The sequence below is a fragment of the Geodermatophilus sp. SYSU D00703 genome, from assembly GCF_054050155.1.
Genome location: NZ_JBJGYU010000021.1, coordinates 48,938 through 62,677 on the forward strand (window position 1 = coordinate 48,938; position 13,740 = coordinate 62,677).

Here is a 13,740-nt window from a genome sequence, read left to right on the forward strand (position 1 = left end):
CCGGTGCCTGAGCGCACCACGTCGCCGCCGCCGGGGACAGGGGTCAGCCCAGCGGGCGGATCCCCCAGGACGCCGTCGTGGACTCCCCCGGCTCCAGCCGGCGCACCGCCTCGCCGGTCTGGAACGCGTTGGGCGGGCAGGTCATCGGCTCCACCGCGAGCCCCCGCCGCCGACGCGGCTCGGGCACCACGTCGCCGGTGAACAGCTGCAGGTAGCCGTAGCCGGCGTCCATCCAGACGGCGACCCCGCGGCCGTCGGGGGCGGTGAGGGGGACCTCGGCCAGTCCGTCGGCGCCGCGGGCGAGGTCGGTGAAGCAGGAGTCGACGACGAGGTCCCCGAGCCGCCGTCCGGCCCGCAGGTCGTAGGGCGTGCCCTCGACCGGCACCGAGCGGACGGGGATCGCCCGGTCGTCGGTCTCCAGCACCGTCGCGGCGGGCACGGTCAGCGTGCAGTCGTCCAGCCGCGGGCCGGCCAGCACGTAGGGGTGGTGGCCCTCGCCGTAGGGCAGCGCGGTGGCACCCTCGTTGGTGGCGGTCGTGGTCACCCGCAACCCCTCGGCGGAGAGCTCGTAGGCGATCCGCAGCCGCAGCGTGAACGGGTAGCCGGGCCGCGGGAACACCACGTGCTCGAGCACCACGTGGTCGTCGGCGCGCTCCACCGCCCGCCAGGAGACGAACTGGACCAGACCGTGGATGGCGGTGCCGCGCTCGGGCTCGGTGATGGGTGTGCGGTGCTCCTCGCCGTCCCAGGAGTAGAAGCCGTCGCGCAGCCGGTTGGGCCACGGCGCGAGCACGTGCCCGGTGGCGTACCGGGCCATCTCGTCGACGGGGTAGCCGTCGAGCACCTCGCGGTCCCCGACCCGGTACGTGCGCAGGCCGCCGCCGACCTCCACGGCGGTCACCTCGGCATCGCCGGCGCGGAGGACGAACTGCTCCCCGGTGGGCGGGGTCACCGGACCCGCTCCGCGGTGAGGTCGCGGACCTCGGCGTAGCGCGTCCGGACCGACGGCACGGGGTCGGCCTCGTGGACCTCCGTGCCGGGGCGGGGCCAGTCGGGCGGGGTGGACCCGCCGGCCAGCACCCAGGCGGCCTGGCGGGCGGCGCCGTCGGCCACGTACTCCCCCGGCGGCGGCACCAGCACCGGCACGCCGAGGACGGCCGGCGCGATCCGGCGGACCGCCTCCGAGCGCGCGCCGCCGCCGACGAGCAGCACCCGGCGGACCGGGGTGCCGGTGGCGGCGACGGCGTCCAGCCCGTCGGCCAGCCCGCACAGCAGGCCCTCGACCGCCGCGCGGGCCAGGTGCGCGGGGTCGGCGGTGCCGAGGGTCAGCCCGTGGACGGCGCCGGTGGCGGTGGGCCGGTCCGGCGTCCGCTCCCCCTCCAGGTAGGGCACGAGCACCAGCCCACCGGCGCCGGGCGGGGCCGACAGCGCCAGCCGGGACAGCCCGTCGTGGTCGGTGCCGAGCAGCCGGGCGGTCGCGTCCAGGACGCGGGCGGCGTTGAGCGTGGCGATCAGCGGCAGGTAGTGGCCGGTCGCGTCGGCGAACCCGGCGACGGTCCCGGTCGGGTCGGCCGCCGGGGTGGTGGAGACGATCGAGACCACCCCGGAGGTGCCGATCGAGCAGACGACGTCCCCGGGCTCGGCGGCCAGGCCGAGGGCGGCCGCCGCGTTGTCCCCGGTCCCCGGCCCGAGGACGGCGCCGCCCGGCGTGCTCGGGCCGGCCTCGGCCGGACCCAGCACCCGCGGGACGACGGCGGTCCGGCCCAGCGCCCGCTCCATCAGGTCCAGCCGGTACTCGCCGGTGGCGGGCGACCAGTAGCCGGTGCCGCTGGCGTCGCCGCGATCGGTGACCAGCGCGTCCAGGCCGGGGCGGCCGGCGAGCACCCACGTCAGCCAGTCGTGCGGCAGGCACACCGCGGCCGTGCGGGCGGCGTTCTCCGGCTCGTGCTGGGCCAGCCAGCGCAGCTTGGTCACCGTGAACGACGCGACCGGGACCATCCCGACCGCCTCCGCCCACGCCCGCCGCCCGGCCTCGCCGCCGCCGAGCTCCTCGACCAGGTCGCGGGCGGCCGGCGCGGAGCGGGTGTCGTTCCACAGCAGCGCCGGGCGGACGACCGCGCCGTCCTCGTCCAGGCAGACCATGCCGTGCTGCTGGCCGCCGACGGCGACCGCCGCGACGTCGTCCAGCCCCCCGGCCCCGGCCAGCGCCCGCTCCAGCGCCGTGGCCCAGGCGGCCGGGTCGACCTCGGTGCCCTCCGGGTGCGGCGCCCGGCCCTCGCGGACCAGCGCGCCGCTCCCGGCGTCCCGGACGACGACCTTGCAGGCCTGCGTCGAGGTGTCGATGCCGGCGACCAGCGTGGGGGGCATGGGTCAGCGGGCCCCGAGCAGATGCTCCAGCGCGAGCTGGGACAGCCGCACCGCACCGGCCCCGCGCACCGCGGCCGCGTCGACGTCGAACTCCTCGAACGCCGAGCGGTCGGCCAGCAGGTCCTCGTAGGACTCCCCCTCGGCCAGGGTGGGCCGGGCCAGCTCGGGCACCCGGGCCGCGGCCAGCGCCTCGGCCACCTCGGGGTCGGCGCGGAAGGCCTGCGCGCGCTCCTTGAGCAGCAGGTAGGTGCGCATGTTGGCCGCGGCCGACGCCCACACGCCGTCGGCGTCCTCGGTGCGCAGCGGCTTGTAGTCGAAGTGCCGCGGACCCTCGTAGCGCGGCCCGCCCGACGGGAACCCGTTCTCCAGCAGGTCGACGGTGGCGAAGGCGGACAGCAGGTCGCCGTGGCCGAACACCAGGTCCTGGTCGTACTTGATGCCGTGCTGGCCGTTGAGGTCGATGTGGAACAGCTTGCCCTGCCACAGCGCCTGGGCGATGCCGTGGGTGTAGTTCAGCCCGGCCATCTGCTCGTGGCCGACCTCGGGGTTGAGGCCGACCAGGTCGGCGTGCTCGAGGGTGGCGATGAAGCCCAGCGCGTGGCCGATGGTGGGCAGGAAGATGTCGCCGCGCGGCTCGTTGGGCTTGGGCTCCAGGGCGAAGCGCAGCCCGTAGCCGCGGTCGACCGAGTACTGGGCGAGGGTGTCGAGGCCCTCGCGGTAGCGGTCGAGGGCCGCCTTGAGGTCCTTGGCGGTGTCCACCTCGGCGCCCTCGCGGCCGCCCCACAGCACGTAGGTCTGCGCGCCCAGCTCGGCGGCGAGGTCCATGTTGCGCATGACCTTGCGCAGCGCGAAGCGGCGGACGTCGCGGTCGTTGTTGGTGAGGCCGCCCTCCTTGAACACCGGGTGGGTGAACAGGTTGGTGGTCGCCATCGGCACGACGAGACCGGTCTCCTCCAGGGCCGCCCGGAACCGCTTGACGTGCTGTTCCCGGGCGGTGTCGTCGCTGCCGAACGGGATCAGGTCGTCGTCGTGGAAGGTCACGCCGAAGGCGCCCAGCTCGGCCAGCCGGTGCACGGTCTCGACCGGGTCGAGCGCCGGGCGGGTGGCGTCGCCGAACGGGTCGCGCGCCTGCCAGCCGACCGTCCACAGGCCGAAGGAGAACTTGTCCTCGCGGGTGGGCTGCACGCTCATGGTGGGGTTCCTCCGAACGGGCGAGAGGGGTTTGTTTTGCTCTAGAACATAAGCCACGGGCACGGCTAATCTCAAGAGGTGACCGCCCTCTCGCCGGCGGGCGCGCGTCCGTCGTCGGTGCGCGCGGCCAACCTCGCCCTGGTGCTGCGCACGGTCTGCGCCGCACCGGAGCCGGTCTCCCGGGCCGGCATCGCCGCCGCCACGGGCATGACCCGCGCGACCGCCTCCCGCCTGGTCGACGAGCTCGTCGCCGGCGGGCTGCTCGACGAGGCCGACCGCGTGCCGTCGTCCGGGCCGGGGCGCCCGGCGACGCCGCTGCTCCCGGGCTCCGGGGTCGCCGCCCTGGGGCTGCAGGTGGACGCCGGCCTGCTCGCGGCCCGGGTGGTCGACCTGCGCGGCCGGGTGGTCGCCGAGGCGGTCGAGGACGGCGCCTTCGGCGGCAGCGACCCGGCCGCGACCCTGACCCGGCTCGGCGAGCTGGCCGGCGGCCTCATCGACGGCCGGGTCCTCGTGGGTGCCGGGCTGGCGCTGCCCGGGATCGTCCGCACCGACGAGGAGGTCCTGCTGCGCGCGCCGACCCTCGACTGGTCCGACGTCCGCCCGGCCGACGTCCTCGCCGCCCACCTCCCGGCGGAGCTGCGCCCGGTGCTGGGCAACGAGGCCGACCTCGCCGCGCGCACGGTGGCCGAGACCGCGCCGGGGCGGTCCGGGCGCCGCGACTTCCTCTACCTGTCCGGCCAGATCGGCATCGGCGGGGCCGCCGTCCTCGGCGGGCGGGTGATGACCGGCAGCGCCGGGTGGGCCGGGGAGGTCGGGCACGTCTGCGTCGACCCGGACGGCCCGCCGTGCCGGTGCGGCTCGACCGGCTGCCTGGAGCAGTACGCCGGGCGGCACGCGCTGCTGGCCGCGGCCGGGCTGCCCCTCGACACGCTCCCCGGGGAGTTCGCCGACCGCGTGGCCGACGGCGACCCCGCCGCCGTCCGGGCCCTGGAGTCGGCGGTCCGGGCACTGGGGGTGGCGCTGGCCGGCGTGGTCAACGTCCTCGACATCCCCACCGTCGTGCTGGGCGGGTACCTGGGCGCGCTGGCCGACCTGCTCCGCCCGGGCGTGGAGGAGCTGCTCGCCCGGCGGGTGCTCTCGGCCCGCTGGCGCCGGCCGACGATCGAGTCGGCGTCCGCGCCGCCCGCCGCCGGGGCCACGGGCGCGGCCCTGCGCGCGCTCTCCGGCGTCCTGGCCGACCCGGCGGGCCGGCTGAGCTGACCGGCGGCTACAGGTCGACGAGCTCCTGCAGTGCGCCGACCTCCGCGCGGGTGAGCCGGCGGATGGAGCCCACCCGCATCCGCTCCAGTTTCACCGGGCCGACGGCGACGCGGGTCAGGCGCGACACCGGCAGCCCGACGTGTGCGAGCAGCCGCCGCACGATGTGCTTGCGGCCCTCGTGCAGGACGACCTCGACCACCGACTGCCCGGCGTGGGTGTCGACGACCCGGAACGAGTCGACCCGGACCGGGCCGTCCTCGAGCTCGACGCCCTGGCGCAGCCGGCGGCCCAGGTCGCGCGGCACCGAGCCGGACACCTGGGCGAGGTAGGTCTTGCGCACCTCGAAGGAGGGGTGGGCCAGCCGGTGGGCGAGCTCGCCGTCGTTGGTGATCAGCAGCAGGCCCTCGGTGTCCTGGTCGAGCCGGCCGACGTGCACCAGGCCCGGCGCCAGGTCGCCGATCATGTCGCCGACGCATGCGCGGTTGCGGTCGTCGCTCATCGCGGTGATGACGCCGGCGGGCTTGTTGAGCGCGTAGGTGACGCGGTCGTCCCGCAGCTCGATGCGGACGCCGTCGACGGCGATGCGGTCCCGCTGCGGGTCGACCCGCATCCCCTGCACGGTGACCGTGCGGCCGTTCACGCTGATCCGGCCCTGGTCGACCATCTGCTCGACCACCCGGCGGGAGCCGACCCCGGCGCGGGCGAGCACCTTCTGCAGCCGCTCGCCCTCGCGGTCGGCCGCAGCGGGCGCGCGGTCACCGGGGTGGGCGGGGGCGAGTTCCATGTCGTCCGACCAGCCCTCGCCGGCCGCGCTGGTGGTCTCGTCGTGCGGGGCGCCGTTCATCGCCGTCCAGTCTCCCACCGGCTCCGTCCGCGTCTCCGCCGGCCGCCGGAGGCCGCTTCCCTCGCTGCCGTTGCCGGTGTCCCTCGCGGGATGCCGGTGCTGCAGGACCGGCAACCCGCGAGGAGCGGCCGCACAGCGCCCGGCTGACCGGGCTCAGGCGTCCGGGTGCTCGTCGAGCACGGACGACGTCTCCGGCAGCAGCGGGCCCAGTTCCGGCAGCTCGTCGAGGCTCTCCAGGCCGAGCCGCTCCAGGAACAGCGGCGTGGTCGCGTACAGCCCGCCACCGCTGTCGGGATCGGTGCCCACCTCGTGCACCAGCCCGCGGCCGACCAGCGTGCGCATGACGCCGTCCACGCCGACCCCGCGCACCGCCGAGACGCGCGCCCGGGTGACCGGCTGCCGGTAGGCGATGACCGCCAGCGTCTCCAGCGCCGCCTGGGTGAGCCGGCTGCGCTGCCCCTCGCCCAGGTACCGCTCGACGACGGGGGCGTGCTCCTCGCGGGTGTAGAGCCGCCAGCCCTCCCCCACCCGGCGCAGCGTGATGCCGGCGCCGCGGTCGTCGTACTGCGCGGCGAGGTCGGCCAGCAGGGTCTGCACCCTCGGCACGGGGCAGCGCAGGGCGCCGGCCAGGGTGACCTCGTCGACCGGCGTGTCGACGACGAACAGCAGCGCCTCCAACCCGCCGCGCAGCGCCGCGGGGTCGAGGTCGGGTTCGGGTTCGGGTTCGGGTTCCGGTTCGGGTTCGGGCCGGGGAGCCGCGGCGACCGGCGGGGGCAGCGACGCCGGCTCGGGCACCGGCGCGGGCTCGGCCTCGTCGGGCGGCGTCGCGCGCTCGGCGACCCGCGCGGCGAGCTCGGCCGCGACCGCGTCCCACGTCGCGGGGTCCGGGCCCTCGCGCTCCTCGGCCTCCTCCCGGGTGGCGGCCAGTTCGGCGGCCAGCGCCTCCCACGAGACCGGCGGGCGCTCCTCGTCTCCCGGCGGGCGCTCCTCTGTCACGTGTACTCCTCGTCCGTGGCGTCGTCGTCCTCCGGCTCGGGCTCGGCGCTCCCGGTCCAGCGCACGTGCAGCTCGCCGAGTGGGGTCAGCTGCTCGAAGGTCACCCGCTGCTGGCGGTAGAGCTCCAGCAGCGCCAGGAACCGGGCGACCACCTCCAGGGTGTGGCCGCAGTCGGCGGAGAGCGCCCGGAAGGTCGTCGTCCCCGCGGCCATGAGCTGGTTGCGCACCAGCAGCAGCTGCTCGGCGACGCTGACCGGTGGCGCGTGCAGGTGGGACACGCTGACCACCGCCGGTGCCTTCGGGGTGAGCGCCCTGGCGGCCAGCGCGGCGAGCTGCTCCGGGGTCACGCCGAGGAGCACCTCGGGGACCAGGTCGGCGAAGCGCGGCTCGAGGCCGACGTCCCGGGGGTACCGGCGGACGGCGTCGGCCTCGCGCCCGCGGAGGAACGCGGCGGCCTGCTTGTAGGCGCGGTACTGCAGCAGCCGGGCGAAGAGCAGGTCGCGGGCCTCCAGCAGCTCGAGGTCGTCCTCGTCCTCGACGTCGGCGGCGGGGAGCAGCCGGGCGGCCTTGAGGTCCAGCAGGGTCGAGGCGACGACGAGGAACTCGCTGGCCTGGTCGAGGTCGAGCTCGTCGCCGAGCGCGCGCAGGTGGGCGATGAACTCGTCGGTGACCTTCGACAGCGCGATCTCGGTGACGTCGAGCTTGTGCTTGCCGATCAGCTGCAGCAGCAGGTCGAACGGGCCCTCGAAGTTGGTCAGCCGGACGGTGAAACGACTCGGCGCGGCCTCCGGGGTCGTTCCGGAGGCCGCGCCGGGAGTCTCCACGTCCCCCGAGGGTAACCGGGCCGGGGTCAGCGGCCCTTCAGCCGCCGGACCAGCACCGAGTCCTCGCCGCGCTCGCCGAGGTCGGCGAGCAGGACGCCGATCGCCTCGCGCACGATGCGGCCACGGTCGGCGGCCACGCCGTGCTCGGCCCGCAGCGACAGGCGGGCGCTCTCCAGCGCCAGCAGCTCTTCGGCGGAGATGTAGACGGTGATCTTCTCGTCGTGCTTGACCCGCTCGGGACGGGTGGGCCGGCCGCGGGTGGGCCGCTTCGGCGCCACGACCGGCGCCGGTGCCGACGGGATGCGGTAGGCCGCGAGCGGGTCGCCGGAGTCAGCGGCCCCGCCGGGCACCAGCGTCAGCGGCGCGGTGGTCTCGGCCGGGGTCGGCTCGGCCGGGGCGGTGCGCCGGGCGCCGGTGCCGCGCAGCGCCGGGGAGCTCACGGTGGCGCTGATGCTGGGCAGCTCGGTGACCTCGGGGGTGGCCGGCGCGGTGTCGGTGCGCCGGAACAACTCGGCCGCGCCGGGGAGGACAGGACGCCGGGTCACGCTGCCACCTCGCCGGCGCTCGGCGGGAGCGTGCCTCCAGGTGCCGTGCTCATCGGTGAGCTCGCCCGCTCGCTCACAGTGCCAGGACCTCCTTGGCCAGGTCGCGGTAGGCGGACGCCCCCGAGGAGGTGGGCGCCCAGGTGGTGATCGGCTGCCCGGCGACGGTCGTCTCCGGGAAGCGGACCGTGCGCTGGATGACGGTCTGGAAGACCGTGTCGCCGAACGCCTCGACCACACGGGAGAAGACCTCCCGGCAGTGGACGGTGCGGGCGTCGTACATCGTGGCCAGGATCCCGGAGATCTCCAGGTCGGGGTTGAGCCGCTCCTTGACCTTCTCGATGGTGTCGACCAGCAGGGCCACGCCGCGCAGCGAGAAGAACTCGCACTCCAGCGGGATGACCACGCCGTGGGCCGCGGTCAGGGCGTTGACCGTGAGCAGGCCCAGGGACGGCTGGCAGTCGATGAGGACGTAGTCGTAGTCGTCGCGCACGTCGGCGAGCACGCGCAGCAGCGTCTGCTCGCGGGCGACCTCGCTGACCAGCTGCACCTCGGCGGCGGACAGGTCGATGTTGCTGGGCACCAGGTCCAGGCCGGGGACGTCGGTCTGCACGAGGACGTCGCGCAGCGAGGTCCGCCGTTCCATGAGGGCGTTGTAGATGGTGCGGTCCAGGTTCTGCGCCGGCACGCCCAGCCCGACCGACAGCGCGCCCTGCGGGTCCAGGTCGATGAGCAGCACCCGGCGGCCGTACTCGACCAGCGACGCGCCCAGGTTGATGGTCGACGTCGTCTTGCCGACGCCGCCCTTCTGGTTGCACATCGCGATGATCTTGGCCGGCCCGTGCTGCGTCAGCGGCTCGGGCTCCGCCAGGGGGCGCACCCGCGCACGAGCGGGGTCCAGCCGCGAGGCGGCGGCACCCATCTCCGGTCCGGTGTCGGTCGGGAGCGCGACGGCCGGGCCGGCCGCGTCCCCTCGCATCGCCATCGGTCTGTTGCCTCCACCTCGTGCCCGACCCGGCCGGTCGCCGGTGCGGTCAGCCGTTCTGCCGCTCGGGTGATCACGAAGGTAGGGAGACGGCAGCGTTTTGCCGGGGAGGCTCGCCGCGTGCCGAGTCGACTTGGCGACCGATGACAACTCCTGTGACCACGCAAGCCGAGGGGCATGGCAACCTGCGCCAGTCTGGTCCTCGTCGGCCTGTCAGCTCAGCGCCCGCGGGTGGCTGCTGGCGTACACCTCACGCAGCCGGTCGACGGTCACGAGCGTGTACACCTGTGTCGTCGTCACCGAGGCGTGGCCCAGCAACTCCTGGACGACGCGGACGTCGGCGCCGCCGTCGAGCAGGTGGGTGGCGAAGGAGTGCCGCAGCGTGTGCGGGGACACGGTGGTCGCGAGGTCACGGTCCACCCGCTCCGCCGCCGTCCGCAGGATCGCCCAGGCGCTCTGCCGGGACAGCGCGCCGCCCCGGGCGTTGAGGAACAGCGCACCGCGGGCGCCGGAGCGGCCGGCCACGGCCAGCGCCGGGCGGCCCCGCACCAGGTACTCCTCGACCGCGCGCACCGCGTAACTGCCGACCGGCACCACCCGCTGCTTGCCGCCCTTGCCGGCCAGCCGCACCGTCGCCTGCCCGCGGTCGAGGTCGTCGACGGCGAGCCCCACGGCCTCCGAGATGCGCGCGCCGGTGCCGTAGAGCAGCTCCAGCAGCGCCCGGTCGCGCAGCCCGCGCGGGCCCTCCACCGCGCCGGCCGCCTCGATCAGCGCCGCCACGGACTCGACCGGGATCGCCTTGGGCAACCGCCGCGCCGGCGTCGGCGGGCGGACCTCGTGCGCGACGTCGTCCGGCACCAGCCCGTCGAGCAGCGCGAACCGGTGCAGGCCGCGGACGGCGACCACCGCGCGGGCCGCCGACGTCGCCGACAGCGGCGGGTGCTCGTCGTCCCCCTCGCGCAGGGCGGCGAGGAACCCCGCGACGTCGGACTCGGCCACCTCGGCCAGCCCGCGCACGCCCGCGGCGTCGAGGAACTCGGTGTACCGGCGCAGGTCCCGCCGGTAGGAGGCGATGGTGTTCGCGGCCAGGCCGCGCTCGACGGTGAGGTGGTCGAGGTAGCCGGTGACGACGCGGGCGACGTCGCTCGGCGGCGCGGTGACGGTCAGGCCATGCCCACGGTCCCGACTCCGCGCGCCGGTCCGCTCCTCGCTCGCCGGCGCTCGCTGCGATGCTCCCGTCGCTGTCGTCAGGACAGCACCTCCTCGAGCGGTACGGCCGTCATGCCGTGCGCCTGCGCCACCTCGGGCAGCACGACCTGCCCGGCCACGACGTTCACCCCGTGGGCGAGCGCGCGGTCGGTGCGGACCGCGTCCGCCGTGCCCTCGTTGGCCAGCGCCATGACGTAGGGCAGCGTCACGTTGGTCAACGCGTGGGTCGAGGTGTTCGGCACCGCGCCCGGCATGTTCGCCACGCAGTAGAACACCGAGTCGTGCACGCGGAAGGTCGGCTCGTCGTGCGTGGTGGGCCGCGTGTCCTCGAAGCACCCGCCCTGGTCGACCGCGATGTCGACCAGCACCGACCCGGGCTTCATCCGCGACACCACCTCGTTGCTCACCAGCGTCGGGGCCTTGGCGCCGGGGACCAGGACCGCGCCGATCACCAGGTCGGCGTCGAGGACGGCGCGCTCGACCTCGTAGGCGTTGGAGGCCACCGTCTGCAGGTGCCCCTGGTAGATGCGGTCGGCGGCGCGCAGCTTGTCGATGTCCTTGTCCAGGACGACGACCTCCGCCTGCATGCCCAGCGCGATCGCGGCGGCGTTCATCCCGGACACCCCGGCGCCGATGACGACGACCTTGGCCGCGTAGACGCCGGACACGCCGCCGAGCAGCACCCCGCGCCCGCCGTGCGCCCGTTCCAGGCTGTGCGCGCCGACCTGCGGGGCCATACGGCCGGCCACCTCCGACATCGGGGCCAGCAGCGGCAGGGCACCGTCCGGGGTCTGCACGGTCTCGTAGGCGATCGCGGTGGTACCTGAGGTGACCAGCGCGTCGGTGCACTCCTTGGACGCGGCCAGGTGGAGGTAGGTGAACAGGGTCTGCCCTTCGCGCAGCCGCCCGTACTCCTCGGCGACCGGCTCCTTCACCTTGAGCAGCAGGTCGGCGTCGGCCCACACGTCGTCGGCCGACTCGACGATCCGCGCGCCGGCGGCGGTGTAGTCGGCGTCGGGGATGGAGGACCCCTCACCCGCCCCGCCCTCGACCAGCACCGTGTGCCCGGCGCGCACCAGCTCGGTCACCCCCGCGGGGGTGAGCGCCACCCGGTACTCCCGGTTCTTGAGCTCTCGGGGAACCCCGACCCGCATCGCGCGCTCTCCTGGTCCCGGCGGGGCGCCCGAGGATGACGGCACGTCCCGCACGCGTCTGGGCCGCCCGGTCGGGGCGGGCCTCGCGCGGAGTCTAGGCGGGCGCGGGGGCTCCTCCCGGTTCCGACGTGTGCCGCGCCACCTGGCCGGGTGATCGGCCACCGGCGGCGGGTAGGGGGCCTGCGCCCCGCCCTCGACCTCGCCCCGCCCCCGACCTGGAGGACGCCCCCATGCCGCTGTACGCCGCCCGCCCCGGCCTGCGGGCCCGCCAGCTCGCGGCCGACCTCGGCCTGGTCGCCTGGGTCGTCGCGTGGGCGGTCGTGGCCCGGGTGGTCCACGGCGCGGTCCTCGTGCTCGCCGAGCCGGGCCGGGCCGTCGAGGACCTCGGCTCGTCGGTGGCCGGGAACATGGCGTCGGCGGCCGACGTGGCCGGGGACGTCCCCGTGGTCGGCGACGAGCTGGCCCGCCCGTTCGACGCCCTGGGCAGCGCCGGGACCTCGGTCGGCGGGGCGGGGCAGGCCGCGCAGGACGCCGTCGGCACCCTGGCCGCGGTGCTGGGCGTCGTCCTCGTGGTGCTGCCGGTGGGCTGGCTGCTGCTGCGCTGGCTGCCCTGGCGGCTGGGCTGGGCGCGGGAGGCCCGCGCCGCGCGGGGGCTCGATCCCGAGGTGCTGGCCGCGCGGGCGCTGGCGACCGCCCCGCTGTCCCGGCTGGCCGCGCTGCCGGCCGGCACGGCGGCCGCCTGGCGCGCCGGCGACGGCGACGCCACCCGTGCGCTGGCCCGCCTCGAGCTCGAGCGGCTCGGCCTGGCGACGCCGGAGACCCCGGCGACCGGTTGGCGTTGAGGTCGGCTCCGTCGGTGCCGATGTCTCTCCCGGACACGGGAGGCGTCATGGCCGGATCGGCGGGACGACGGCGGTCGCGGCGGTCGCGCGGCGGCCGGTACGGCACCGCGGTCGGCGTGCTGGCCGTCGGCCTGGTCACGCTGAGCGCGCCGGCCGGCACGCTCGCCGCCCAGCTCACCGCGGTCACCACGCCGACGCGGCCGTCGGTGCCGCAGCCGGTGACCCCGCCCGCGGCTGCGCTCGCCCCCGCGCCGGAGCCGGTCGTCGAGCCCCCGGTGGTCGCCACCGGCCCCGCGCCCGTCGCTCCGCGCGGGGTGGACCTCGACGTGCCCGACCCGGTGGTGCCGCGCGGGACGCCGCTGGTGACCGAGCCCGGCCCGTCGCTGTGCGGCGGGTACGCCAACCCGCGCCGGATCCTGCCCGCGGTGGTGCCCGGGCCGGGGACGGCCGAGGTCACCTGGCAGGCCGACGGCCACGACGACGTCCAGCGCTACCGCGTGCAGGCGGTCGGCCAGCGGCTCGTGACCGGCTCCCAGCCCGCGCACCCGACGCTGGTCGCCGCCCAGCCCGACGGCTGCGTCCCGGTGGCCGTCCGGTTCACCGGCCTGCAGCGCGGCGTGCCCTACGTCTTCTGGCTGGAGGAGGAGGTGCGCGACAGCCTGTCGGCGCGCTGGGTGCAGGTGGGGACGACGACGCCGGTCGTCATCGGCTGAACGGGCGGCCGGCCCGCGCGAGCCGACCGGGAGCCTCGCGGACCGAGGTCGTTCCCCGCGTGCTCGTGCTCTGCGTGCCCGGTGGACGCAGGGTGCCAGTACCCGCAGCGCAGGCACACGGGAGGTCTCGGCATGCTCGTGCTCTGCCCACCCACGTGGGCAGAGCACGAGCGTCCGCAGACCCCGGGGCGCTCCCTCGACCGACCCTCAGGTCACTCGGCGTCGGCCGGGCGCAGCTCCGGCTTCGTGGCGCGCACCTGCGCCGCCGCGAGCACGCCGATGACCGCCGAGGCGTTGCGGATGCCGCCGGAGAGCACACGGGCGATCGCGTCGGCGAGCGGCACCCGCTCGACGGTCATGTCCGACTCCTCGTGCTCGACGACGAAGCCCTCCGGCCGGTCGGCCTCCGTCAGCCCCTCGGCGAGGTAGATGAGCACCTGCTCGCTGCAGAAGCCGGGGGTGCTGTAGCTGTTGACCAGCAGCGACCACCGCTCCGCGGAGAGGCCGGCCTCCTCGGCCAGCTCCCGCACCGCGGTCGCCAGCGGGGCCTCGCCGTCGGTGTCGCGCAGGCCGGCCGGCAGCTCCCACAGGTACCCGCCGACCGGGTGCCGGTACTGGCGGACCATCACGATCCGGTCCTCGTCGTCGACGGCGGCCACGCAGACCGCGCCGATGTGCCGCACGACCTCGCGGTCGCTGGTCCCGCCGCCGGGCATGGCGACGGTGTCCCGGACCAGCGTGATGATCCGGCCCTCGTGCAGCGTCTCGCTCGCGACGACCTCGTACTCGCCGGGCCGCGTGGGTTCCACCACC

The 13,740-nt window shown here is 76.1% G+C and carries 14 protein-coding genes; 3 read left to right on the forward strand and 11 right to left on the reverse strand.

Features of this window, described 5'->3' with window-relative positions:
* Window positions 1-43 precede the first annotated feature (43 nt).
* From ACI782_RS18235 to xylA, 3 genes are read right to left on the reverse strand one after another with little or no spacing between them, the layout of a single operon-like run.
* Complete coding sequence (locus ACI782_RS18235) at window positions 44-952, reverse strand: aldose 1-epimerase family protein (protein WP_456911489.1); 909 nt, start codon at window positions 950-952, stop codon at window positions 44-46.
* Window positions 949-2,367, reverse strand: coding sequence for a xylulokinase (locus ACI782_RS18240; protein WP_456911490.1), 1,419 nt, complete (start codon window positions 2,365-2,367; stop codon window positions 949-951). Before ACI782_RS18240 ends, ACI782_RS18235 begins: the two co-directional genes overlap by 4 nt.
* 3 nt (window positions 2,368-2,370) lie before the next feature.
* On the reverse strand, window positions 2,371-3,558 hold the full coding sequence (gene xylA, locus ACI782_RS18245) for a xylose isomerase (RefSeq protein WP_456911491.1): 1,188 nt from the start codon (window positions 3,556-3,558) through the stop codon (window positions 2,371-2,373).
* Window positions 3,559-3,636: 78 nt separating this feature from the next.
* Between xylA and ACI782_RS18250 the strand changes: the two genes are divergently transcribed.
* A complete protein-coding gene (locus ACI782_RS18250) occupies window positions 3,637-4,818 on the forward strand; it encodes an ROK family transcriptional regulator (RefSeq protein WP_456911492.1) in 1,182 nt (393 codons plus the stop codon).
* A 7-nt stretch (window positions 4,819-4,825) separates the two neighbouring features.
* On the opposite strand, the gene ACI782_RS18255 is transcribed toward ACI782_RS18250, so the two are convergent.
* From ACI782_RS18255 to ald, 7 genes are all read right to left on the reverse strand, one after another.
* Entirely contained in the window at window positions 4,826-5,680 is an 855-nt protein-coding gene (locus ACI782_RS18255) for a pseudouridine synthase (protein WP_456911493.1), read from the reverse strand.
* A 135-nt stretch (window positions 5,681-5,815) separates the two neighbouring features.
* Window positions 5,816-6,658, reverse strand: coding sequence for an SMC-Scp complex subunit ScpB (scpB, locus tag ACI782_RS18260; protein WP_456911494.1), 843 nt, complete (start codon window positions 6,656-6,658; stop codon window positions 5,816-5,818).
* Window positions 6,655-7,482 carry a segregation and condensation protein A gene (locus ACI782_RS18265; RefSeq protein ID WP_456911495.1) on the reverse strand — a complete coding sequence of 276 codons (828 nt, stop codon included), beginning with the start codon at window positions 7,480-7,482 and terminating at the stop codon, window positions 6,655-6,657. The genes scpB and ACI782_RS18265 overlap by 4 nt, the downstream gene beginning before the upstream one ends.
* A 26-nt stretch (window positions 7,483-7,508) precedes the next feature.
* Entirely contained in the window at window positions 7,509-8,027 is a 519-nt protein-coding gene (locus tag ACI782_RS18270) for a hypothetical protein (protein ID WP_456911496.1), read from the reverse strand.
* A gap of 73 nt (window positions 8,028-8,100) precedes the next feature.
* On the reverse strand, window positions 8,101-9,009 hold the full coding sequence (locus ACI782_RS18275) for a ParA family protein (protein WP_456911497.1): 909 nt from the start codon (window positions 9,007-9,009) through the stop codon (window positions 8,101-8,103).
* 213 nt (window positions 9,010-9,222) lie between these two features.
* A complete protein-coding gene (locus ACI782_RS18280; RefSeq protein WP_456911521.1) occupies window positions 9,223-10,176 on the reverse strand; it encodes a site-specific tyrosine recombinase XerD in 954 nt (317 codons plus the stop codon).
* An 80-nt stretch (window positions 10,177-10,256) separates the two neighbouring features.
* The gene (gene ald, locus ACI782_RS18285; protein WP_456911498.1) at window positions 10,257-11,372 is read right to left on the reverse strand and encodes an alanine dehydrogenase; all 1,116 of its coding nucleotides are present in this window, start codon (window positions 11,370-11,372) and stop codon (window positions 10,257-10,259) included.
* Window positions 11,373-11,602: 230 nt separating this feature from the next.
* On the opposite strand from ald, the gene ACI782_RS18290 reads away from it, so the two are divergent.
* Complete coding sequence (locus ACI782_RS18290) at window positions 11,603-12,214, forward strand: hypothetical protein (RefSeq protein WP_456911499.1); 612 nt, start codon at window positions 11,603-11,605, stop codon at window positions 12,212-12,214.
* Between the two features lie 47 nt (window positions 12,215-12,261).
* Window positions 12,262-12,927 (forward strand): hypothetical protein, encoded by a 666-nt coding sequence (locus tag ACI782_RS18295; RefSeq protein ID WP_456911500.1) that lies wholly within the window; start codon window positions 12,262-12,264, stop codon window positions 12,925-12,927.
* Window positions 12,928-13,139: 212 nt separating this feature from the next.
* Here the strand turns inward: ACI782_RS18295 and ACI782_RS18300 are convergent, their stop codons facing one another.
* Window positions 13,140-13,739 (reverse strand): NUDIX domain-containing protein, encoded by a 600-nt coding sequence (locus ACI782_RS18300; RefSeq protein ID WP_456911501.1) that lies wholly within the window; start codon window positions 13,737-13,739, stop codon window positions 13,140-13,142.
* Between the last annotated feature and the right edge of the window lies 1 nt (window position 13,740).